At 44.2% G+C, this 22616-nt stretch carries 20 protein-coding genes and 1 riboswitch; of the genes, 17 read left to right on the top strand and 3 right to left on the bottom strand.

Annotation, left to right across the window (positions count from 1 at the left end; all coding sequences use genetic code 11):
- Window positions 1–60: 60 nt before the first annotated feature.
- Entirely contained in the window at window positions 61–1041 is a 981-nt protein-coding gene (locus tag MKY23_RS16090; RefSeq protein WP_090916606.1) for a DMT family transporter, read from the bottom strand.
- Between the two features lie 146 nt (window positions 1042–1187).
- Window positions 1188–1338, bottom strand: a riboswitch (FMN riboswitch).
- 83 nt (window positions 1339–1421) lie between these two features.
- Complete coding sequence (locus tag MKY23_RS16085) at window positions 1422–1925, bottom strand: DinB family protein (RefSeq protein WP_154983503.1); 504 nt, start codon at window positions 1923–1925, stop codon at window positions 1422–1424.
- Window positions 1926–2087: 162 nt separating this feature from the next.
- Here MKY23_RS16085 and MKY23_RS16080 point away from each other — a divergent pair, with 162 nt between their 5' ends.
- The 9 genes from MKY23_RS16080 to MKY23_RS16040 all read left to right on the top strand — a co-directional run bounded on the left by MKY23_RS16080 (window position 2088) and on the right by MKY23_RS16040 (window position 14554).
- Window positions 2088–2660 carry a CGNR zinc finger domain-containing protein gene (locus MKY23_RS16080; protein ID WP_221789428.1) on the top strand — a complete coding sequence of 191 codons (573 nt, stop codon included), beginning with the start codon at window positions 2088–2090 and terminating at the stop codon, window positions 2658–2660.
- A 205-nt stretch (window positions 2661–2865) separates the two neighbouring features.
- On the top strand, window positions 2866–4239 hold the full coding sequence (locus MKY23_RS16075; RefSeq protein WP_221789430.1) for an amidohydrolase family protein: 1374 nt from the start codon (window positions 2866–2868) through the stop codon (window positions 4237–4239).
- A 324-nt stretch (window positions 4240–4563) separates the two neighbouring features.
- On the top strand, window positions 4564–5403 hold the full coding sequence (locus MKY23_RS16070; protein ID WP_090916598.1) for a PRD domain-containing protein: 840 nt from the start codon (window positions 4564–4566) through the stop codon (window positions 5401–5403).
- 146 nt (window positions 5404–5549) lie between these two features.
- Window positions 5550–7415 (top strand): beta-glucoside-specific PTS transporter subunit IIABC, encoded by a 1866-nt coding sequence (locus MKY23_RS16065; protein WP_221789432.1) that lies wholly within the window; start codon window positions 5550–5552, stop codon window positions 7413–7415.
- A 24-nt stretch (window positions 7416–7439) separates the two neighbouring features.
- Window positions 7440–8894, top strand: coding sequence for a family 1 glycosylhydrolase (locus tag MKY23_RS16060; protein WP_154983495.1), 1455 nt, complete (start codon window positions 7440–7442; stop codon window positions 8892–8894).
- A 528-nt stretch (window positions 8895–9422) separates the two neighbouring features.
- Entirely contained in the window at window positions 9423–10832 is a 1410-nt protein-coding gene (locus MKY23_RS16055; protein ID WP_339830787.1) for an amino acid permease, read from the top strand.
- Window positions 10833–11107: 275 nt separating this feature from the next.
- Window positions 11108–12196 (top strand): hypothetical protein, encoded by a 1089-nt coding sequence (locus MKY23_RS16050; RefSeq protein ID WP_339830785.1) that lies wholly within the window; start codon window positions 11108–11110, stop codon window positions 12194–12196.
- Window positions 12197–12372: 176 nt separating this feature from the next.
- On the top strand, window positions 12373–13248 hold the full coding sequence (locus tag MKY23_RS16045; protein ID WP_339839484.1) for a tyrosine-type recombinase/integrase: 876 nt from the start codon (window positions 12373–12375) through the stop codon (window positions 13246–13248).
- An 82-nt stretch (window positions 13249–13330) separates the two neighbouring features.
- Window positions 13331–14554 carry a chromate transporter gene (locus MKY23_RS16040; protein ID WP_339830783.1) on the top strand — a complete coding sequence of 408 codons (1224 nt, stop codon included), beginning with the start codon at window positions 13331–13333 and terminating at the stop codon, window positions 14552–14554.
- 208 nt (window positions 14555–14762) lie between these two features.
- On the opposite strand, the gene MKY23_RS16035 is transcribed toward MKY23_RS16040, so the two are convergent.
- Window positions 14763–15692 (bottom strand): L-lactate dehydrogenase, encoded by a 930-nt coding sequence (locus tag MKY23_RS16035; protein ID WP_154983488.1) that lies wholly within the window; start codon window positions 15690–15692, stop codon window positions 14763–14765.
- A gap of 353 nt (window positions 15693–16045) precedes the next feature.
- On the opposite strand from MKY23_RS16035, the gene MKY23_RS16030 reads away from it, so the two are divergent.
- The 8 genes from MKY23_RS16030 to MKY23_RS15995 all read left to right on the top strand — a co-directional run bounded on the left by MKY23_RS16030 (window position 16046) and on the right by MKY23_RS15995 (window position 22568).
- Window positions 16046–17317 carry a hypothetical protein gene (locus MKY23_RS16030; protein ID WP_339830780.1) on the top strand — a complete coding sequence of 424 codons (1272 nt, stop codon included), beginning with the start codon at window positions 16046–16048 and terminating at the stop codon, window positions 17315–17317.
- Between the two features lie 217 nt (window positions 17318–17534).
- A complete protein-coding gene (locus tag MKY23_RS16025) occupies window positions 17535–17744 on the top strand; it encodes a hypothetical protein (protein ID WP_090916580.1) in 210 nt (69 codons plus the stop codon).
- Between the two features lie 302 nt (window positions 17745–18046).
- Complete coding sequence (locus MKY23_RS16020) at window positions 18047–18391, top strand: hypothetical protein (protein ID WP_339830777.1); 345 nt, start codon at window positions 18047–18049, stop codon at window positions 18389–18391.
- Window positions 18392–18702: 311 nt separating this feature from the next.
- Entirely contained in the window at window positions 18703–19275 is a 573-nt protein-coding gene (locus tag MKY23_RS16015) for a histidine phosphatase family protein (protein WP_154957333.1), read from the top strand.
- Between the two features lie 17 nt (window positions 19276–19292).
- Entirely contained in the window at window positions 19293–20072 is a 780-nt protein-coding gene (locus tag MKY23_RS16010; protein ID WP_339830775.1) for a phosphotransferase, read from the top strand.
- Between the two features lie 32 nt (window positions 20073–20104).
- Window positions 20105–20884: an HAD family hydrolase gene (locus tag MKY23_RS16005; RefSeq protein WP_339830773.1), complete on the top strand. Its 780-nt coding sequence runs from the start codon at window positions 20105–20107 to the stop codon at window positions 20882–20884.
- 31 nt (window positions 20885–20915) lie between these two features.
- Window positions 20916–21392 carry a GNAT family N-acetyltransferase gene (locus MKY23_RS16000; RefSeq protein WP_154890398.1) on the top strand — a complete coding sequence of 159 codons (477 nt, stop codon included), beginning with the start codon at window positions 20916–20918 and terminating at the stop codon, window positions 21390–21392.
- Between the two features lie 66 nt (window positions 21393–21458).
- Window positions 21459–22568 (top strand): CHAP domain-containing protein, encoded by a 1110-nt coding sequence (locus tag MKY23_RS15995; RefSeq protein ID WP_339830769.1) that lies wholly within the window; start codon window positions 21459–21461, stop codon window positions 22566–22568.
- Window positions 22569–22616 lie beyond the last annotated feature (48 nt).

The following is a 22616-nucleotide window of genomic DNA, read 5'->3' as shown; positions in this document are numbered from 1 at the left end:
CACTGTTCACCTCATTAAGGTGAAACAGTGCTTATATTATTTGAACCAGATGAAAATGTATTACTCCGTGCGAAGTTTGGGTGCGGCCTCGGCGATCGGTGTAGAGCGTTCCTGCTGTTTGGAGATCAGGAATAGTGCGATCCAGATCAGGATAAAGCCAAGCAATTGCTCCCAGGTTATCAGCGTACGGAATGCAATCCAGTTTACAAGCACGCCAGCCATCGGGAAACTGAGTTCTGCGAGGGTTGCAACAGAAGCTTTGGTGGAAGACAACCCTTTGTAATACAAGAGTAGACTTAGCAAGCCTGGTAAAAGTGCCTGCCCCAAAATATTCAGAATGACAGCAGCCTGTGCCCCTGTTCCAGCCGGGAGTGTCCAAGGTGCACCTTCATTCCAGGTCATGAAGATCAGGAGTGGAAGCGCAACGACGAAGCGAAGGGAGGTGACCGTCTCATAACGAGCTTGACCAAGCATTAACCGGCCCATAACGGTAGATCCACCCCACAAAGCTGCGGCACCAAGAGACAGCAGGCTACCTGCATGAATCCAGTTATTCCAGTTGCCGAGCGGAAGTGAGAAGCCAAACGTAAGCAGATATGTTCCTGCCAGCGCAATGATGAACAATCCGCCGAAGTGACGCGGCAATGTTTCTTTTAATAACAATTTCGCAAGTACAATTGCGAAAAGTGGTTGCATTTTTTGCAACAACAATACCGTATTGGGATCGTTATGAGTAAGCGCCAAAGTGAATAATACCGTTGCCAGCGCTGATCCGCCCCAGGAAATGAAGATAACAGCGATCCAGTGACGTGCACGCAGTTTCTTCAGATCATCCCGGAACTTCCATAATACCGGTATCGCGACAAGGCTGACGATGATGTGTTCGATTAGAACAATCTGTGTAGAAGTCATCGTTTTTAGCAAAAGGATGCGGAATAAGGGGTCTACACCCCAGAGGGCTGCGCCTAGCACAACTAGCCAAAATCCGGTGTTGCTTCGTTCCTTGCGATAAATCGTTGATGCTGTTGATGTGTTTTCCATATTCAGGACTCCTTCGTCAGAACACGGAATCTTCAGTTGGCAAAATCGACAAAATCCCCCGTCCTTGGCGTACGCCAAATAAACGGGGGACCATTCAAAGACAAGGCGTCAGGGAAAAAGACTTCCCAAATACGGCTTGCCGTTGTGTTGATCTTCTCTCATCCGGACTGTACCGTCGGCCTTGGAATCGCACCAAGTCAGTCGCTGCCAGGTCGGAACCTTAAACAGCGAGTCGCGGGCTGGTTCTATAAGAACATCACCGCCGGTTGGGAATTGCACCCTACCCCGAAGATCCTATTCAATTAATTAGTGTATTGAACAAGTTGTAACCTTATGAAGTTCATCTTATTCCTGTAAACGCTATCAGTTCAAGTGTTTTTTTAGAAAACAATACTCCAGCATCCCTGTTGCCTCCGCAACTGCACAATCTGACCTGCATGATAGGCATCGTGTAAAACCCAGCGGGCAAGCGTCTGAGCCCAGTTGTCGTCGGAATCCATATAAGCTTCCTCAAGCTTCGAGTCCTGTAATGTAGCAAGGGTATCGCGCAACTGCTCAGCCAGTTTAGTGGTTTGTTCCATCAGCTTGCTCCAGCCAGCTTCGTTCAAAGGATCACCCGAAATACCAAACGTAGCTACGTTGGAATCTGCAGCGGGTACAGACGGTTCTTTTTCCTGAAGACGTTCTAAAATCCGTTGATTGTAATAAAACATATGATTGGCTAGTTGCCATATGCTCAGTCCACCTGAAGGAGGAACCCAGGCAGCCTGTTCGGCGTTCAGTCCCTCAAGCGCTTTTGACAATGGGACGATCCAGTTACATTGATCCCAGGTATCTTCATTCTGAATAACCAATACATCTAATGCTGTGGTGACTGTTTTCATTTTTTAATTTCATTCCTCTCTTGTCAGATTCATCTCGCCCTTGCATCTTCATGATGGTAACTAGCTAATATGGGTTGAAATGGTTACAATTAATATAACACAATTTCAAAGAGTGTAACCATCTTTTTATAATTTAGATAGTTACATTAATCGGAGGCTCTCATGGATAGATTATGGACTGATTTTGTAAACAGCGATTATCATGATTGGCGTGGTGGGGAGCGATCAGAAGACAGACTGGGGAACGTAAGCTGGCAACAAGATTTTTTGAATCGTTGGCAATTAGAAGCGCCAGTACCGGCGTCGAATGAAGAGGAATCCGCAATGAGAAGTTTTAGAGATGATTTGCAGGCACTGGCTATTCGTTTGTCTAACGGAAAGCTCTTTACTGAGAAGGATGAGGCCTGGTTGAATGATTTTATGATGGCTGGCGAAGTCATTAGACAAATAATTACACAAGATCAACAACTGGGTGTTGCGCTTGTTCCTATTCATAGACATTGGGCTCAGGTGATGGCAGAGGTTGCTGCTGATTTTGCCGTGACACTCGTTGAGGGCGAAGGGAAGAGAATTCGCTCCTGTGACAATCCGGACTGCCGCTGGATCTTCTATGATGATACCCGGAGCAGAACACAGAAATATTGCGATGATAAGATGTGCGGTAATCTAATGAAGGTGAGACGTTTTCGAGCGAAACGAAAAATGCACTCTAATGAGGAAAAGACTAAAACATAATTATCAAGTTTACCAACGAAGTTCTACCTTTTCCAATCCGTGAATCACCATATAGGTCTCAGTTAGCTCTTCCATAATTTGATAAATATTAAGGTGTGATATATAATGTATATATACTAGCGAAAATATAGTCATAAAGTATATGTAAGAACAAGCAATGCGGATCAGATCATTTTACAAACCATTACGATTGGAGAGATGTCTTATGAGGAAAGGTTATCTTTTGAAGAACGGTTGCGTATTATCGATGGATGCTCGTATTGGTCAGTATAAACGGGCAGACGTACTTATTCAGGATTCTTTGATTACGGCCATTCAACCAAATATTGAGGTGTCCGATGCAGATATTGAGGTCATCGATGCTTCAGACATGATTATTATGCCTGGACTGGTGGATACACACCGGCATATGTGGGAATCGCTTGTCAAAACAGCCGGAACAAACTGGTCGCTGCCCGTGTATCTGCAAAATTTGTACTATGGCGCTATGGGAAGCAAGCTTCGCCCACAGGACAGCTATATCGCCAATCTGCTGGGATCGCTGGAAGCGCTTAATGCAGGCGTCACCACGGTACTGGATTGGAGTATGCCATACTCGGCTGAGCACACAGATGAACTGATTCGAGGATTACAGGATGCAGGAATTCGTGCTGTTTTTGCCCATGGTGTGCCAGGGGAAACGATATATTGGAATCGTGAGAGTAAGCTGTCGTATCCAGAGAATGTGAGAGGTGTTAAGGAGCAATATTTCTCTTCGAACGATCAACTACTCACCTATGGACTTGCTATTCGTGGACCAGAGTTTAGCCACTGGGATACAACGGTGCAGGATATTCAGCTTGCGGAAGAACTGGACGCCATTTGTTCGATGCATGTCGGTTTCGGCAGCTGGGGATCAGCGGATCGTTCGATCAGCCGAATGTATGAGGCAGGACTGCTTGGTCCACGAATCAATGTTGTCCATGGCAATACGATGGGCATGGATGAATTCAAAATGCTCGCAGACAGCGGAGCTTCTTTGTCTGTCACACCTGAAGTTGAGATGATGATGGGACATGGTTATCCGGCTACAGGATACTTTCTTGAGCATGGAGGTACGCCAACGCTTGGTGTAGATGTCGTGACTTCGACGGGCGGAGATATGTTTTCACAGATGAAATTTGCGTTGCAAGCTGAGCGTTCAAGAACGAATGAGTACCTTTTGCAACAAGGTGAAATGCCGGGTGAACTCAGTTTGAAGGCAAGCCAGGTGTTGCGATTTGCGACCTCCGCGGGTTCGCGGGCCTTAGGACTGGAGCAAAAAACAGGCTCGCTTACGCCGGGAAAAGAAGCAGATGTGATCATGATTCGCACGACGGACCTGAACTTGTTCCCCGTGCACGATCCGATTGGTGCTGTTGTGCAATTTGCCAATCCATCCAATGTGGATACGGTCTTTGTTGCTGGGAAACCTGTGAAGCGAGAGGGCAAGCTGTTGCATGTCAATCTGGATGAAGTTCGGCGCAAAGCCATGCAGAGTACGGAATATCTGTTGACGCAATATCGGATGTCCGATGCAGATCGGGTTGTTTTTTCATAATAGAGCTGTCATAAAATAATTAAAGTCAAAGGGCCGTTCATCCAGAATACGGCTCTTTTCTTGTCTTTCTTCTCTAATCCGTTTTTCATAAGTTGTTTTCAGATGAAATTAGGGTTGGAGTAAGGTATGTTGACAAATAGAACGCTTTCCACTAAGATAGCGATATAAGTTAATAATGAATATAATCAGGATTGTTACTGATCAGCAGGCAAGACCGATTGATAATGCAAACATGCAGAACTGTATTCTTTCATGTGTGCATAATTAATGGTCTTTTTTTTGTTGCTAAATTCTGTTAACGTTTCATTTTAAAAGGAGATTCCGATGAAGATCACACGAATTATTAACAATAATGTCGTCTGTGCAGTGAATGAACGGCGCCAGGAGATGATGCTTTTAGGCAGTGGCATCGGTTTTCAGAAGAAAAAGGGAGACGATGTGGACACAGTCAAAATCGAAAAAGAATTTTTTCTGAAATCCAAAAATGTAACAGGTAAATTATATGCCCTGCTGGCACAAATCCCGATGGAATATATTCGTGTATCCGATAGCATTATTCAGTACGCCAAGCAGTCTTTAAACAAGGAATTGAATGAAAATATATACCTAACGTTAACGGACCATATTAATTTTGCAGTGGCACGTTACAAGCAGGGTATGAATTTCAATAATGCGTTGTTGTCTGAGATTAAAGCGTTTTACTCCAATGAATTTCGCGTGGCTATGAAAGCCCGGGATATGATTAATGAGGAATTCAACATTACACTGCCTGAAGATGAGGCTGGGTTCATTGCGCTTCATATTGTCAATGCAGAATTGGGATCTGAAATGGAAGAAACCATGAAGATTACACAGTTGATTCATAAAGTCTTGAATATAATTCGATATCAGTTTAATATTCATTTCAATGAAAGCTCGCTTCATTATTCCAGACTTGTAACTCATTTGAAATTTTTCGCCTACCGCTTGTTTAATCATACGGTTGTGAAAAGTGGTGACAGTGATTTTCTCCATATCATTAAGGAAAAGTATGCGAATGAATATCAATGCAGTCTCCGAATTGCACAGCTGATTCGGGTCGATTATGGAAAAGAATTAACAGAAGACGAATTGGTATATTTAACGGTTCATATCAAAAGGGTCATTGATGAAGAGAAGGAATAATTCATCGGCCACTATAATGAGTATACTAGGATTGTTACTGGTGAGGCAGGCAAGACCTAGAGTTCCATCGTGTATAGAGCTTATCTATATTCGATAGAATTCTAGGTCTTTTTTTATACCTAAAAACGTTTGAGGGGGAGCAGTACATGAAACATGAAAGAACAGCCGCCGAGATTTTAAAACTGGTTGGTGGAGAAAAAAACGTAGATAGTGTAACACACTGTGCTACAAGGTTGCGATTTAATCTGAAAGACGAGAAGGTCGCGAATGATGAAGCTTTAAAAAATGTCCAAGGGGTTGTAGGTGTTGCCAGCAGTGGTGGGCAGTATCAGGTCATTATCGGTAACGAGGTAAACAATGTGTATAAAGCTTTGACGCAGCTGGGGAACTTTGCAACCAATAATGATGCCCCTACTGTGAAAAAAGGAAAACTGACTACGCTTCTGGACACGATCTCCGGAATCTTTACACCGATCCTGCCAGCCATGATTGGTTGTGCGATGATTAAAGCCGTTCTTCTTATTTTGAAAACATTTGATCTCGTTGATCTGGATGGGCAGTTCAATACGATTATGACGTTTATCGGTGATGCGGCGTATTACTTCTTGCCGATGCTGCTTGCCTGGAGTGCGGCTGTTAAGCTTAAAGCTAACGTGGGCTTTGCATTAACGATTGCTGGTGTTCTGTTGCATCCTTCCTTAGGGGCGTTGATGTCTGCAGGTGAGCCTGTTTCGTTTTTAGGACTGCCTGTCACGCCAGCGACGTACACTTCGTCGGTTATTCCGATTATTTTAGCGGTTTGGATCTTGTCATATGTTGAACGCTTTGCGGAGAAGTATTCTCCATCGGTTATTAAATCTATTCTTAAACCGTTGATCGTAATCCTTATCATGGCTCCATTAACGCTGATTGTACTGGGTCCAATCGGTGCTATCGCGGGTAACTACCTTGCGTCAGGCGTTTCTTTTGTGAATACACATGCAGGATGGTTAGTATCTGGTATTATCGGCGGGGCATTCCCGTTCTTGATTATGACAGGTATGCATTATAGTTTAGGGCCTGTAGTGCTCACTGCGTATGCACAGACGAAGACGGATAGCATTGTTGGTCCAGGTATGCTTGTACACAATATTTCTCAAGGTGCTGCTGCGCTTGCAGTTGCTATGAGAACTAAAAATAAAGCATTTAAACAAGTTGCATATTCTACAAGCATCACTGCTTTGCTCGGAATTACCGAGCCTGCCTTGTTTGGTGTAAATTTACGGTTGAAAAAACCACTGATTGCTGTAATTGTTGGTGGCATGGTAGCTGGTGTTTATGTCGGATTGTTCGGTGTAGCTCGATCCGCTCTAGGTATTGCAGGTATAGCTACGCTACCCGCATTTATCACGGATCATCCATGGAACTTGGTTCATGCGGCAATTGGTTGTGTGATTGCATTTGTAGTTACTTTCATCATGACTCTTATCTTGGGATTTGAAGATGTACCCGAGGATGGAAAGATTCAAGAAACACAAGAAAAAACGTCTACAAACGATCGTGTAGCTGTTGCCGGTGTTTCTGAACATATTCTCGTTGCACCATTGACTGGTAAAGTTCTGGAGTTATCCACGATTAAGGACGAAGCTTTTGCAACGGGAGCTATGGGAAAAGGGGTCGCTATTGAACCTACGGTTGGAAAACTGGCATCACCAGCAGATGGTGTGGTATCTGCGATTTTCCCTACGTCCCATGCCATCGGTATTAGTTCAAATGATGGTGCGGAGCTTCTCATTCACATCGGAATGAACACGGTGAAGTTGAAAGGTGAGCATTTTAAGGTTCACGTCAAAGAAGGCGATACTGTAAAAGCTGGAGATTTGCTCATTGAGTTTGATACAGATGCGATTGCTTCCAAAGGCTTTGACCTGACTACACCCATTATCGTTACGAATTCACATGATTTTGTAGATGTGATCAACACGGATAAAGAATCAATTACAATCGGTGAGAATCTCATCAAGATTATTTAAAGGTAATTTAAGGAGGAATGGTTCATGAATAACAAAAATGGTTTCCCCGAATCTTTTATGTGGGGTGGTGCAACAGCGGCGAATCAATACGAAGGTGCCTGGAACCTTGACGGAAAAAAAGCGAGTACAGCCGATATGATGACAGGTGGAACCCATACGGTTCCCCGTCGGATAACGATAACGACTGAAGAAGGGGTACATTATCCTTCTCATGAAGCGGTAGATTTTTACCATCATTACAAGGAAGATATCCGTCTGTTTGCGGAGATGGGTTTCCGTTGTTACAGAATGTCCATCGCATGGTCCAGAATTTTCCCCAACGGGGACGATGTAGCGCCGAATGAAGCAGGGCTTCAATTTTACGACAATGTGTTCAATGAATTGAAAAAGTATAATATTGAACCCATCGTTACAATTTCCCATTATGAAGCACCGTTTGCTCTAACTGAGAAATTTAATGCTTGGGCTTCCAGAGAAATGATCGATTGTTATGTAAAGTATTGCGACGCCATCTTTAATCGTTACAAAGACGTGGTGAAGTATTGGATTACTTTTAACGAAATTAATAGCCTGATTGTTCCGGCAGGTGCATACCTGGCAGGAGCTCTGCTGGTTGATAAAAAAGGCGGCGTATTTAACAATACATCCGTAGACAGCACGCAGATGAGATTTCAAGCGCTGCACCATCAATTCGTGGCGAGTGCCAAAGCGGTCAAGCTTGCACATGAGATCAATCCAGACTTCAAACTCGGCTGTATGATCAATTACAGCCACGGGTATGGAAGCACATGTAAACCGGAAGATATGTTGCAAGCGCTAAGAATGGATCAAATCAACAATATGATGAGCAGTGACGTGCAAGTTAGAGGCGAATATCCTGACTTTGCGAAGAGGTATTTTGCAGAGAAAAATATCCACATTCAAATGGCTGAAGACGATCAAGAAGTTCTTAAACAAGGTTGTGTAGATTTCTATAGCTTTAGCTACTACAAATCTCATGTAGTAGGTACGCGACCAGAAGGGGATGAAACCCAAGGTAACGTTTTTGGTGGATACAAAAATCCGTATCTAGAAGCGACGGACTGGGGCTGGCAGATTGATCCGGTTGGACTCCGGTACGTGCTGAACCATGTCTATGATCGGTATCGCATTCCGATGATGATTGTAGAGAATGGCCTGGGAGCAGTGGATGTCGTTGAAGAGGATGGCACCATTAACGATACGTACCGGATTGAGTTTTTGCGCGCTCACATTGAACAGATGAGAGAAGCTGTCCGTGACGGCGTTAACCTGATCGGTTATACAGCCTGGGGTTGCATCGATATTGTGAGTGCCTCCACGGGTGAAATGGCCAAGCGCTATGGTTTCATTTACGTGGATAAAGATAACGAGGGCAAAGGCACACTGAAAAGAAGTAAAAAGAACAGTTTCTACTGGTATCAAAAAGTGATTGAATCCAACGGGGAAGATCTGGGTTAGGATAAAAAGTATCGTAGTGAAATAGCCTTCGGATATGATCATTGGTCACTGGCCTGGATATGGTCTATATGAAAATGTGTTGAAAAAAGCCGCTAATTGCTAGCGGCTTTTTTATTACGAACAGTAGGGACACAATCCGAATCAGGATAAGATATGACAGCGAAAAAAGACGAAAAAGCAGTTCATTTTCATAAATTCATTTAACAACGATAAAAGTTAAATTTTGATCTATAAAAAGCATTCAAAAAACTGCGCATAATATAAATTATACGCAGTTTTTATTTAAATCCATTTTCATCCTTCAGCATGGGTAACAGAACGTGATATTTTTCGTGCATAAAGGTCAAAATAAGCCATCTTCAAAAATAAATTTAATCATTCAACGCGATAACGTGTAGAATTCAATAGGTTTTTATAGGTGATGGATAAGATAGAACAAATGAGTTTTTCATAGAACAGATGAGTAATGTTATTTCGTCGTAGTTACGCGGCAACACATTCGAGATTCACCATGAAAGGAAAATACGTATGAGTAGAAATGAGAAAATCAGTGTGTTATTCCGTAAAAAGCCGATTGCCAGCCAATCGAATGAAAGTGGTGCGTTAAAGAGAGCACTTGGAGCCTTCGACTTAACAACGCTTGGCGTAGGAGCGATCATTGGTACAGGCATATTTGTACTGACAGGTGTCGCAGCTGCCAAGTATGCAGGCCCGGGTCTGGTATTATCCTTTTTACTGGCTGGTATCATCTGTGCGTTTGCTGCCCTTTGTTACTCTGAATTTGCTTCCACCATCCCGGCATCGGGAAGTGCTTATACGTACAGCTACACTGCATTTGGTGAAGTGATTGCGTGGATTCTAGGTTGGGATCTCATTCTGGAATATGGCTTTGCGAGTGCGGCGGTAGCCAGCGGTTGGTCAGGGTACTTCCAGACTTTATTATCCGGATTTGGATTGGAATTGCCTCATGCATTAACCAGTGCGTTTAATCCGGAGAAAGGTACGTATTTTGACATTACAGCGGCTCTGATTACGTTAATGATTACTTTCCTGTTGACTCGAGGAGTAAAAGAAGCGGCGAGAGCGAATGGAATCATGGTAGGCATTAAAATTATCGTGGTGCTAATCTTCATCGGTGTGGGTGTGTTTTATGTTCAACCAGCGAACTGGCATCCTTTCTTGCCGTTTGGCTTCTCCGGTGTAACGGCGGGTGCAGCTACAGTATTTTTTGCGTATATCGGATTTGATGCTGTATCAACCGCAGCTGAAGAAGTGAAACGCCCGCAGCGGGATTTGCCAATAGGTATTATTGCATCCCTTGCCGTATGTACCGTCCTATATATTGTAGTATCTCTGATTCTCACGGGCATTGTGCCATTCAACATGTTAAATGTTAGTGATCCGGTTGCGTTTGCTTTTGAATTCGTTCAATTAAACGGGTTGTCATGGATTGTATCCCTCGGAGCCATTACCGGAATTACAACGGTATTGCTCGTCATGATGTATGGTCAGACCCGTCTGCTGTATTCCATGTCACGTGATGGTCTATTATCTCCCGTTTTCTCCAAGGTAAGTGGTAAAAGTCAGACACCGGCAGTGGGTAGCTGGCTCGCAGGTATCATTGTTGCACTGTTCTCCGGCTTCATCTCTCTTGGCCACCTGGCAGAACTTACGAACATCGGTACGTTGTTTGCTTTTGCTGTAGTGAGTATCGGGATTATCGTATTGCGTAAAAATAACCCTGATCTCAAACGGGGTTTCCGTGTTCCGCTCGTGCCATTGATTCCGATTCTGAGTGCTCTCGGCTGTTTCTATTTGATGACTCGCCTTGCAGCTCTGACATGGATTACGTTTTTTGGCTGGCTGATTGTCGGATTAATCATTTATTTTGCCTATGGTCGTCATCATAGTCATCTGAATCCACTTCGGCGGAAGTGAATTGAAAAATAAGCTTTGAATCTTTCCCTGCTCCCCAATCGCCAAGCGAAGGAGCAGGGATTTTTTTGTGCAACAATATAGGAGTCGTTGGTTTAAAAGAGATGTTTAAAACTAACGATTAAAAGAAGTTTGCTGCGTTAAATTTGTCACTCACCTGGGTAAAGGATAAAGGAAGCCTGCTGAGTGTATCAGCAAGTCGGGGTTGCGGATGAACCAAATATGAAATATATTTGGGGGTGTGATCTGCAACCAGAACCGAAGAGAGGGGTTAACGTATGAAAGAACCATTACATAACAATTTTAATGAACACTCGTCGCATTTTGGGTTTGCACTTGCGGATTCAACCGTTCTCGCTGAGGCGAAACTGATCCTATCACAAGAGGATGAAACAGATAATCTGCAGTTGGACATCGATCCACAACGACATCTGAAGGATGGTCGCAAAGTTTCCGTGATCGCCCAGCTATTGCAGACACCTGTGCACCGTGAGGATGCTAATGTTCTGTATGGAGCCGAAATATCCTACGTACAATACGCGGTTCGTCTAACCGAGAACAGCAAGATTTCAATAGCTTCGATTCAAGGTATAAGTTATCCGATTGAACTTGATCTCGCACCTTATAAAGAGGGTGAATATGAGGTTCGCGTTGCTTTACACCGCAAAACACCCCGAATCGCAGAAGGTCCGTTAGAACCGGAACAGCTAGCGATGGTGAAATACGCACAAGTGAATACCGTACATATCACACTGTTCCCGTCAGATGCCTCTATACTCGATTCACCTTCTGCAACATGGACTCGGAATCATCATGTGTTCGACTCCTATGGCCGAAGAGGATTCATTCTGGCGGATCTGGGTCGTCTCGCGAAGCGAGTAGAAGAACTACTCGGGCCAGGTAATCATAATTTAATTGAACATTTCACGGAAGGCCGACTGGATGTATTGCTTGAAGAGGGACTGATGCTGGTTGTATGGGGCATGACTCCGTGGTGTTACTCCCTGTATTCCCCACCAAGCGAGCAAGGTGATTATGCATTACCATGGGACAAGCTTGGGGATGAACCTGAGCGGCAAGCAATATATCCGATTGATCCCAAAGTGCAGCAGCTAAGCATTGTTCCAGCGAATGAACTTGCTTTTTGGGCGGATTGCATTCGCAAAGATTGGCCAGTTATTGATATTCCAGGCGAAGGAGAGACAGTTCTTCTGGATCTGTATGTTCAGGTGGCGGAATCGGTTAATGAGCTTCATGAAAATCCGATCCCATCCTTTGTACTTACACGCCGTGAGGGCAAACCGGAGATGATTTCGCTGATGGCTGATGTTGTGATCGTCGAAGAGGTTGATTTTCCACTAAGTTAGGCGTCTGTGTTCTGCAAATAGTAAACCGATTTTGAAATAGAAATACATTGCATTCACGTCAGTCAGTATAGCAGGTCAATCAGTACATTTGAAGTCAGTGGAGGTGACAAGAGCAGGTGATCAATGAAGAGGTTCAGGAGCAATATGGGGATGAGTTGCAGGCCTTTCATATCTGGATGAAGGATGCCGGGTACACCGGATATACGGTCAAATCTTACACGGGGGACGTAACGGAATTCCTTACTTCTATCCAAGGAAAATCGCTGGAGCAAGTGAAGAAGTTGCATGTGCTTGCTTTTCTGTCCCGTGCACGGGAGCGTGGCGTGAGTGATGCTACCCGGAACCGTAAACACGCGGCAGTCAACTGCTTCTACAAGTCACTCATTGAACTCGAAGTGCTGGCGATCAATCCGGCTTCTGGCATCAAAAAGTCCAAAACCGAGAAAAATCGTGCTCCAGTCTTCCTGGACGAAGGAGGTTTGACACGCTTTTTGGCATCCGTCGAAGGGAAATATCGCACCCGCAACCTGGCATTGTTCCTGCTAATGGGTTATATGGGACTTCGGGTGGGAGAAGTGCATGCCCTTAATTGTAAAGACTACAACCCCGAGCGACGCACACTCGATGTGTTCGGAAAGGGGAGAAAATGGAGAACAATCCCGGTTCCTGAAACGGTTGCAGAAGTGTTATCTCAGGCTCTTGAAGAACGGTTGAATCCGTGGCGGGGCGAGAAGGAAGAGGCCCTGTTTGTATCGCAAAAAGGCAAGCGTCTGTCCATTCGTAGCATTCAACTCATCTCAACTGAAACCTTCGAACGCTTCCAGCAGGAAGCTCCTGTTCATCAGCGTCAAAGCTATTCCAGCCACAAGCTGCGTCACTCGTTCGCCACTATGATGTTGCGGCGCGGAGCTGATCTGCGCACCGTACAGGAACTGCTCGGACATGCCTCCATTCAAACGACAACGGTATACACCCATGTTACCAGCCGGGAAAAAGAAGAGGCGATGGCTTTGCTGGATGTCAAACTTCCGGTTAACGAAGTGATGAATTAGTACAAAACGAACGATATAAGTTGGAGAGAATCCAAAAAAATCTGGACAACAACACATGACATGCTAGGAGAGATGGGCGAGCATGAAGACGGGAAATCCTGCTTCGGATGATCAAGATCAGGCTGTTACACCAAACCGATGGCGGGCGCTGTGGGAAGTGCTTATCGTTGCTGCTAAGCTGGGACTGACATCCTTCGGAGGTCCGACAGCGCATTTAGGCTATTTTCATAATGAGTATATACGCAAACGAAAATGGATGGACGAGCAGAGTTATGCTGATCTAGTGGCGTTGTGTCAATTTCTCCCTGGACCAGCCAGTAGTCAGGTGGGGATTGGGATCGGTGTCATACGTGCAGGTCTGCTTGGTGGATTGATGGCTTGGATTGGATTCACTCTTCCGTCCGTGCTCATATTAGTGGCGTTTGCGCTTATTTTAAAAGGTTACGATGTGGGCCATGCGGGTTGGATTAGCGGTTTGAAAATCGTAGCAGTGGTAATTGTTGCTCATGCCATTCTTGGCATGGCTCAGAAGCTTACCCCGGACAAAGTGAGGATTACCATTGCTGTGTTATTGGCCACAGCGGCTTTACTATGGACAGTTCCATATAGTCAGATCATATTAATCCTGTTCTCAGGTTTCATTGGCTGGTGGATGTACCGCAATGTTCCGGTCACTCCAGTTATCAAAATGAATGTGCCCATCCGCCGTAGCTTGGCTGTGCTGTGTTTAATCACTTTTGCAGGTCTGCTTATCCTGTTGCCGATCCTGCGGCAGGCCATAAATATGGAGTGGATCGCTCTTTTCGATTCGATGTACCGAGCAGGTTCCATGGTATTTGGCGGGGGACATGTCGTATTGCCATTGCTTGAGCAGGAACTCGTACCTCACGGTGTAGTGAGCAAAGATGACTTTTTAGCTGGATATGGAGCAACACAAGCGGTCCCTGGCCCCTTGTTTACATTTGCCGCGTATCTTGGGGCAGTTTCGATGGGCGGAGCAGGAGCGTTTATTGCTACAATCGCTATATTTTTACCTGCATTTTTGCTCATTATCGGTGCGTTGCCCTTCTGGAATGTGCTTCGCGGTAATTCGCATATGCAAGGAGCGTTAGCTGGAATCAATGCAGGAGTAGTAGGTCTTCTGTTAGCCGCACTCTACCAGCCGCTATGGACAACAGCTGTATTGTCGCCTGCTGATTTTGCGGTGGTATGTATTTTGTTTGTACTGCTGAACTTCTGGAAATGCCCACCATGGATCATTGTTCTGTTAGGTATCGTTGGAGGTATGATTGTCAATCAAATTTGAATTTTAGTTTCCGTCATTATTATTATGTAAACCGAAGATAATAAAAAGTTAAAGGCTCAGCTCATTCATGATTATCATTAATTATTTTAATCGATTAAACGATATTCTTGTAAGGAAGTGGAACGTCCTGTCACGTCATATCAAAAGACCATCCGGAACTCTATGCAGAGTTGTTGAATGGTCTTATTTTAATGGATAAGTGTATATGTTATTCCAGTCCGGCAATCTGTTCTTTTAATTTGCTTGCAGATGCCTGAAAGGCCAATTTCTCGGTTTCATTCAACGGAAGCGGCAGAATTTCACGCACGCCATGGCGATCTACGACACAAGGAACACCCAGATATACATCAGAAACGCCGTTATAATCTTCAAGCAATGTGGAAACATTCAGAACGGAGCCTTCGTTACCCAGAATGGCAGCCACAATACGATCGAGTGCCAAAGCGATAGCGTAGGAAGTGGCTCCTTTGGCATTAATGATCTCGTAAGCTGCATTTTTGGTGCTGTTGAAAATGTCCTGTTGTGTTTCTTCGTCCAGTTCAAGGTCTGTTCCCGCAACGTTTGCCAGACTCCATACAGGCACCTCGGAATCCCCATGTTCACCGATGATGTGAGCGTGAATGCTGCGGGGGTCGATGCCTTTATTTTTACCGATCAGATAACGGAATCGTGCGCTGTCCAGCAATGTACCTGAGCCAATGACCCGGGAAGCCGGCCAGCCGCTTTGTTTCCAGGACGTATAGGATAAGATATCGACAGGGTTCGTAGCAATTAACAAAATACCGTGCGAGTTGACTTCGGTAATTCGATCAATGATGTCTTTGAAAATGCTTGCATTTTTCTTCAGCAGATCAATTCTAGTCTCGCCCGGCTTTTGTGAAGCACCCGCAGTAATGATGATGATATCGGCATCTTTGCAGTCGGAATAGTCACCTGCCCACACTTTAACGCCCCCGGTAAATGGTAAACCGTGGTTCATATCCAGCATTTCACCGGTTGCCTTGTCATGATTCACATCCACAAATACCAACTCGGACGAACGCTGTCTAAGCATAAGCGTGTATCCCGTTGTTGTTCCTACCGCACCCATGCCGATAATAACGACACGACTGGGCTTCAATGCTGAACTTGTTGTCATAATCTTATCCTCTCCTTTTTGGGTATACTACCCTCCATATTAAGGGATATGTGGAGATAAAGCGAGTTTTGTCTATAACTTTTTTCACAACATGCACTAATTACCAGGGAAAATCCGCTAAAAAGGTGGATAAATAGACTTCAAATGATTCAAAAAAGGTCTACATATTGGTATTCAAGGACAATGATCGGCAAAAATATTCAACATTCGGCAGGTTCCCCGGCGGTGTGAGCCTTTAGGTCGAAGTTTGTGGTAGAATAGGAGCAGTGGATTCTGATGAATCGTAAATATAACTTCGTCACAGAGACATGCGCGTCTGTCTGATGAATGAGAGAGGTGGAACCCACTTGCGCTTGCAATGGAAAAAAATCGCGCAGACAGCAATGCTGTCTATAGGTATCATGATGTTACTGGTTGCTTGTACCAAAACGGAACAGCCGCCAGTTGCAGAACCTCAGGAACAGGATGACAGCGGTAACGTTGGTCAGACTCTTACTGTTGTACCCCCGGCAAACAATAACACCGAAGCAGCGGAGATGGCCAAATATCAGATTCAGACACGTTTGACCGATTTTCAACTCATTAATGATAACGGGGGCTTGGCCTGGGGAGTTACGCGTAATGCGCTCCGGCTCTATTACACTCAGGATCAGGGAAAAACGTGGACCAACATTTCGCCCTCAGAGAATGTGCAATTCCCGGCTAATCCGAAATATGGAGAAAGTATTTATTTTGTAGATCGTATGCATGGCTGGATTGTTCGAGAGGGGATGGGAGGCACAGATACGATTGTGCTACGTACCAATAATGGAGGCGTGAGCTGGAGTTTGTCTTCCTTGTCGAAGACGGATAAGGTAACAGCGATATCCTTTGTCTCTCCCGAGAAAGGCTGGGTTCTGACGACGCTCGATACGGGAATTGGTAAACAGGACAAAAACCTGTATCGTACTCAGGATGGAGGTACAACTTGGGAGCGAATGACTTCCAGTGATGACAAGGATAAATCCCAAACGGGTGAAATTTCAAGACGTGGCTACACCACGGGCATGACGTTTTCGGACTCCAAGCATGGATTCCTGAGTGCCATAGAGTTCGGTACACCGAAGCTGTACGTGACATCAGATGGTGGCGAACAGTGGCGAACGGGTTCTTCCTTTTTTGACCGGGATAAATTCAAAGCCTGCGGTAATTTCACGATCAGTGCACCTCAATTTTTTGGACGTGAAGCGAAGTCGGCCTGGATGTCCATGTCATGTGCCAGCGGAGAGAGCATAACGTTCAGCGGTTTCTTCACAGCTGATGGTGGCGTAAGTTGGAAGCCGTATTCATTTAATCTGGATAAGCAAACAGGGATTAACCGCAACCTGGCGCCTGTATTTCTGAGTCCATCGGAAGGTTGGGCGATGCAGAAGGGCATTATGTATTATTCGAAGGATACAGGCAAAACATGGACAGCCTACCCTACGAGCAGTGTGTTAGAAAAGATTTTCAAAGACTACCCTGAGATTGTGAAAATGCAGATGGTATCGCCGAAGCTCGGCTGGATCTTGGTGGAGAATACCGATGCCAAACGATCGCTACTATTGCAAACTGTAGATGGCGGAGAACATTGGAAAGTACTTTAATATGCCGCTGCTCCGTTTAACGAATGAGATCGAGCATTAATCTGAATTAAATCTAGGGGGACGTAAGTAGCATATGAGCGGAAAATGTAAGGGGGAGATCTCGAATGAGGTTTTCCCTTTATTTTTATTTTATTTTTTTGATACATTGTGAAATTAATCACAAATAAATCATGAAGATGATGTTATATTTAACTCAAGAAGAAAAGGAGTGATGAAGATGAGAACCAACGGTCAAACTCAATTCACGCAGGCGGATGAATTAACAAGATACATGCTTCACTTATGCTATACATGTGACGATGCTAATCGTTGTACTACGGAAGAAGCCGTGAAAGCTTGCATGGCTGCACATGCAGAGACAGATCAGCCGGAACAAGCGGAAGGCGTGGATGTAACACGCGGATTCATGGACATGATGTACGCATAGTGAAAGAAAGTGGAGATGAAAATAGCGCTGTATCAACGATTGACCCCCGAAAGGGGGTTTTTCTTTTGAAAAAATCACAGAGAAAATCACATATCCTGCAACACTTTGTATATAAAGAAAATATTATTGTCCTTATTCCGGTTACGGACTTCGAGTTATAGAGTAATTCCCTGAAGACATAGTGTAGAGGTATGGATTTTACTATTAATTTCAAATTATTATATAAAAATAGAATATATTGATTGATTTATTTATCTATTCCTATATAATGGATATATATTCCATAATAAGGAGTGATAATTTTGAAAAAGAAATTATTATTAGGTTTGTTATCGCTAACTGCTTGTTTCTCCTTAGGGTCAACTTCTTTTGCTAACAGTAGTACAGCAGTTAATGAAAATCCGGCTATGAATGTGGTTAACCAAGCTGTACCGGCCAAAGACAACTATTACACTGAGATTACTATTAAAGTTGGTGAGTCGATTAATCTCACAGGTTCTGGATTTTTTATTTCCAGTGCTCCACCATACGACGCTATTTATCTAAATAGACAAGGATTAGTCATAGGCTTGAAGCCAGGTAGTGTTGCAGTTGTGGCAGATCTTCCTGGTGGAGATACCATTATGTATTACATCACCGTAAAATAGATAGACTGAAATAGCCTGAAGACTGCTCTGGGGAGCAGTTCTTCAGGCTATTTTTTATGAAAAATGAAATATAGCGAATAATGAAATGAGCGACAAATTACAGAAATACCTTGCTGATGATAATACATCAGTTGTGAATATACAAATTGAAGTTGAGATTGATAGAGAAAATACATATACGAGGATTCTATGTTGTGCGAATTAATAAGTGCACGCTACCAATCATTGACGAATACTAGATGTATGTGTTAGCTTCGTTTTACATGGAAGATGCAGTGATGCATGAGTGTATCTAGAAAAGAGGAATACATATGGCTATGATCGGCGTTATCCGCCACGGTGCAACGGACTGGAATGATGAATACCGGACACAAGGGCATACCGATATCCCGCTCAATGCAGAGGGGAGAAGACAGGCACATTTGCTTGCTGACCGAATTCGATCGGAACAATGGCATTACATCTATTCAAGTGATTTATCGAGAGCATTGGAAACGGCATCTATACTTAGCAAAGCTATTTCGATTGAAATACGTGTAGATGAGCGGTTACGCGAGATGGACTGTGGCCAGATTGAAGGTACGACGGAACAAGAACGTGTAGATCGGTGGGGGTATGGCTGGTCCAAGCTGGATTTGGGGATTGAATCTCAAGAATCGATCCTAAAAAGGGGAAGGCAGTGTCTTGCCGACTTAGCTAACCGGCATTCAGGGGAGAACATATTAGTTGTAAGCCACGGGGCATTTCTCAGCCTAACCATGAAAAGACTTCTTTCACATATTGATATCAGAGAAAATCTATTAAACACATCAGTAACTCACTTGCATAGTGGAACTCCTCGGTGGGATTGCTCGCTCTATAACTGTACTAAACATCTCACTTAGGTGGAGGAGGGAATCCCATGCAACTCGCAGATATTCCATCGAAGATATTGGGGCAGATTGGAACCGTACAGCGAATTACGTTTCCACGGCAAGGTCACACGTCTACCGTTGCCGTTCTGGAGACAGCAGATCAGAGATATGTTATCAAGAAAACAGAGCATGAACTCTACAACGAATGGTTATCTGACGAATATATCGCAATGCAGCTTCTTCATGGAAAGGGATTACCTATTCCGAAAACGCATTCATTTTATGCAGAGCATCAATCTAGATGGCTATTGATGGATTATGTGGATGGAATATCGTTGAGACAATTTCTTGCCGGTTATCCGCCTGAGAAAGATAAAGAAAAGGCGATTGTCAGCTTCGGACGTTGTTTGAAACAACTGCATGAATGTCCATGTCCGATCGAATGGCAACAGGTGGAGCACGCTTGGCTTGATCATATATTAACGAAAGCAGAGTATAATCTGGCTCATTATTCAGTAGACGGAACCGAAGAACTACTTGCTCATTTAAAAATAAACCGACCAGGCGATATGGCGCCCACCTTAATACATGGAGACTTCACTATCGATAATGTACTCGTCCATAACGGCGAAGTCATGGGAATAATCGATTGGTCGGGGGCGGCTCATGGTGATCCCCGGTATGACGTGGCTTTGGCCATTCGTCCAAAAACGAATGCCTTCGAGGATGAGCGGGATAAAGATATTTTTTACGATGCGTATGGCAAGCGGAGATTGACGGAGGAAGAGTATCGGTATTTCGAAGATGGAATATATAACTTTTTCTAAAAAGTGCACAAAAGTGAGACAGGGGCTGTGCCATGGAATTCCCGGTAATTATTGTAGATTTGGACGGAACACTTTTGATGGCTAACAAAGAAGTTTCCGAGCGAAACGTAAAGGCGATCTTGAACTGTGCCCATCGTGGAATGAAATTCATATTTGCAACGGCGCGTCCGCCGAGGGCAGTGAAAGCTTTTTTGCCGGAAAAATTGCTGGAGCTTGGTTCATTTGTGTATTATAACGGCGCGTATACAAATTGCAGACATACTGGAAAACAAAATCACATTGGAATCACACCTGCGTTAACTGCAGAGGTTCTAGACTATTGTCTGGCATGTAATCCGAATCTGGACATTAGTTTAGAAGTGAGAGATGTATGGATGAGTTTGAAGCCTTATGATGCAGAGACCATCATGAAAGTAAAAGGGCAACATATGGTCAGGTCTTTAATGGAGCTTAAACAGCAAGAAGCATCCAAGATCCTTTTCACAGGCAATCTGGACCGGGTGGCTTTTCAAGAATGCTTTGAAGGAAAATTAAACATATTGATCACGGATCAAGGTGAATTAACACAAGTCTCGGCGTTGAATGCATCCAAGGAACATGCCGTCTCTGTGATCTGTGACGCCATGGGTGTTGCAATGCAAGATGTGATGGTGTTTGGGGATGATGTAAACGATATCGGTCTGTTTGATCAATGTGGTTGGCCTGTGGCGATGGGGAATGCCACTCAGGATTTAAAATGCAGAGCGAAAGAGATAACAGAAACGAATGAAAATGACGGGGTGGCTGTTATTTTGGAGAGACTTTGTCAGTAATGTCGTGAACGGATTGTGGAGGTACAGATTCATGAAATATAGCGTAAGAACAGCTGTCGCCAGGGACATCGTAGGACTCTGTTCTGTTCGAAACAACGAGACCTTATTCATGTCCTACATGAAACAGCAGGAAAATAAAGAAGTCATTGTAGTCCTTGCTGAAACCGAGGATGAGGATAGCGTCATCATGGGGTTTGGAGTTCTTAAATTACAAGGAAAGCTGGTTCCTAAATTAAGTGATCTGTACGTTAAGGAAATATATCGCGGTCAGGGTGCCGGGTCAGCATTGATTCGGTATAGAGAAGAACGTGCGAAAGAATTGGGTTATAGCGAAATGTTTGTGAGCGTTGATCCTGTCGAAAATCCCAGAATGATCAAGCTGATCTCGAAGCACGGTTATCATGCCATCTCTGAACCTTACTCCAAACAGGCTGTTTACTACAATGAAGATGGTTCAAGTTACGAGAAAACGTACATACGGATGGATTTGAAAAAGCAGCTGCTGTAGAGTTGGTTTGCTTGGCTCTGCGAAGTTGTTACTTTGCTTTTGCGAGTAGCCGGATGACGCACAAGAATGTTGAAGGGTTGCGATGAGATGAACACAGGTGGTACTATAGGAACCCGAAATAATAGAATAGACGAAGTGTCACGTGTTATTCGCACAATGTCTCACGAAGGGTTCCCGGGTCAAGAAGAGGTGTGGATCCAACTTGTTGGTGTGTCCAGTTTCGCTTCCTTGCTTGCGACTCGAAGAGGAGTAAACCAGGAACTGGCCGCGATCACAGGTTTGCTTCACGGATGTTACCTTTACAGAACCGGGATCAATGTTTTCCCGGGTCCTAATAGCGCAGATACTGCAAGGCAGCTACTCCGGGGTTTACAGCTATTCAGTGAGGAAGAATTGTATATCATACTGAATTCGATTTTTGTTCAAGAGGCATGTCAGCAGGTTCAGGGGTCGTACGAAGAGATTTTAAAAGATGCGATCCATTTACATATGAACTTCTCTCCTGTAAGACAGAGTTTAACGAAGGCAAGGATGGAGAAGGTCAGATTACATCATATATTGCATGAGCTTGGAATGACGGTTGAGGTGGATGAAATGCATTCCACAGGCTCAACGGTAGAAAAACAGGATTACTGTGAACAAAGACGCTCAGCCCTTGCTGATGTTGCAGAAAAGTTGGCCGAGCAAAAGATTATCGGAGTTCCAGAGAATGAACACTTTCGGCAGATTTGCCAGTATTGGCCGGACCCCGATATTCACACGATACTTAAGGATAATTGGTGCGCGGCTTTTGTGTATCATTGCTGTATGCAGGTTGACATTAAGCTGCCTATTCGTTATCCCAACCGGACGTATCGTTTAGCTGGAGTTGGAGCATGGCTGGACTGGTCGAGATTACCTGAAACTGGATTTTTCTATCTTGATCAGGAAGATGGTTTCAAGCCAGAGCGTGGTGACTTGGTCGTATATGAAAAACTGCTGTCCGATGACTCGCATGATCACATTGGTATCGTTTTGTCTTGTGAGGGCGATTATTTACTCGTCGCAGAAGGAAACGTGGATAATCACAACTACTCGGACATCGTGAACAGATCCAGAGGTGACTGTATTCTTGGATACATTCGGATCAGTAATGACTACCAATTTCATTTCGAAGGGGAATATCGACCGATTTAAGATTTGAAGCTGGCTGGTAGCAGATTAAGGAGGCTTTAGAATAAACGT

The organism is Paenibacillus sp. FSL R7-0272, assembly GCF_037969905.1.
In the GTDB taxonomy this organism is placed as follows: Bacteria; Bacillota; Bacilli; order Paenibacillales; family Paenibacillaceae; genus Paenibacillus; species Paenibacillus polysaccharolyticus.
This window is presented reverse-complemented; position numbering and strand designations above follow the sequence as displayed.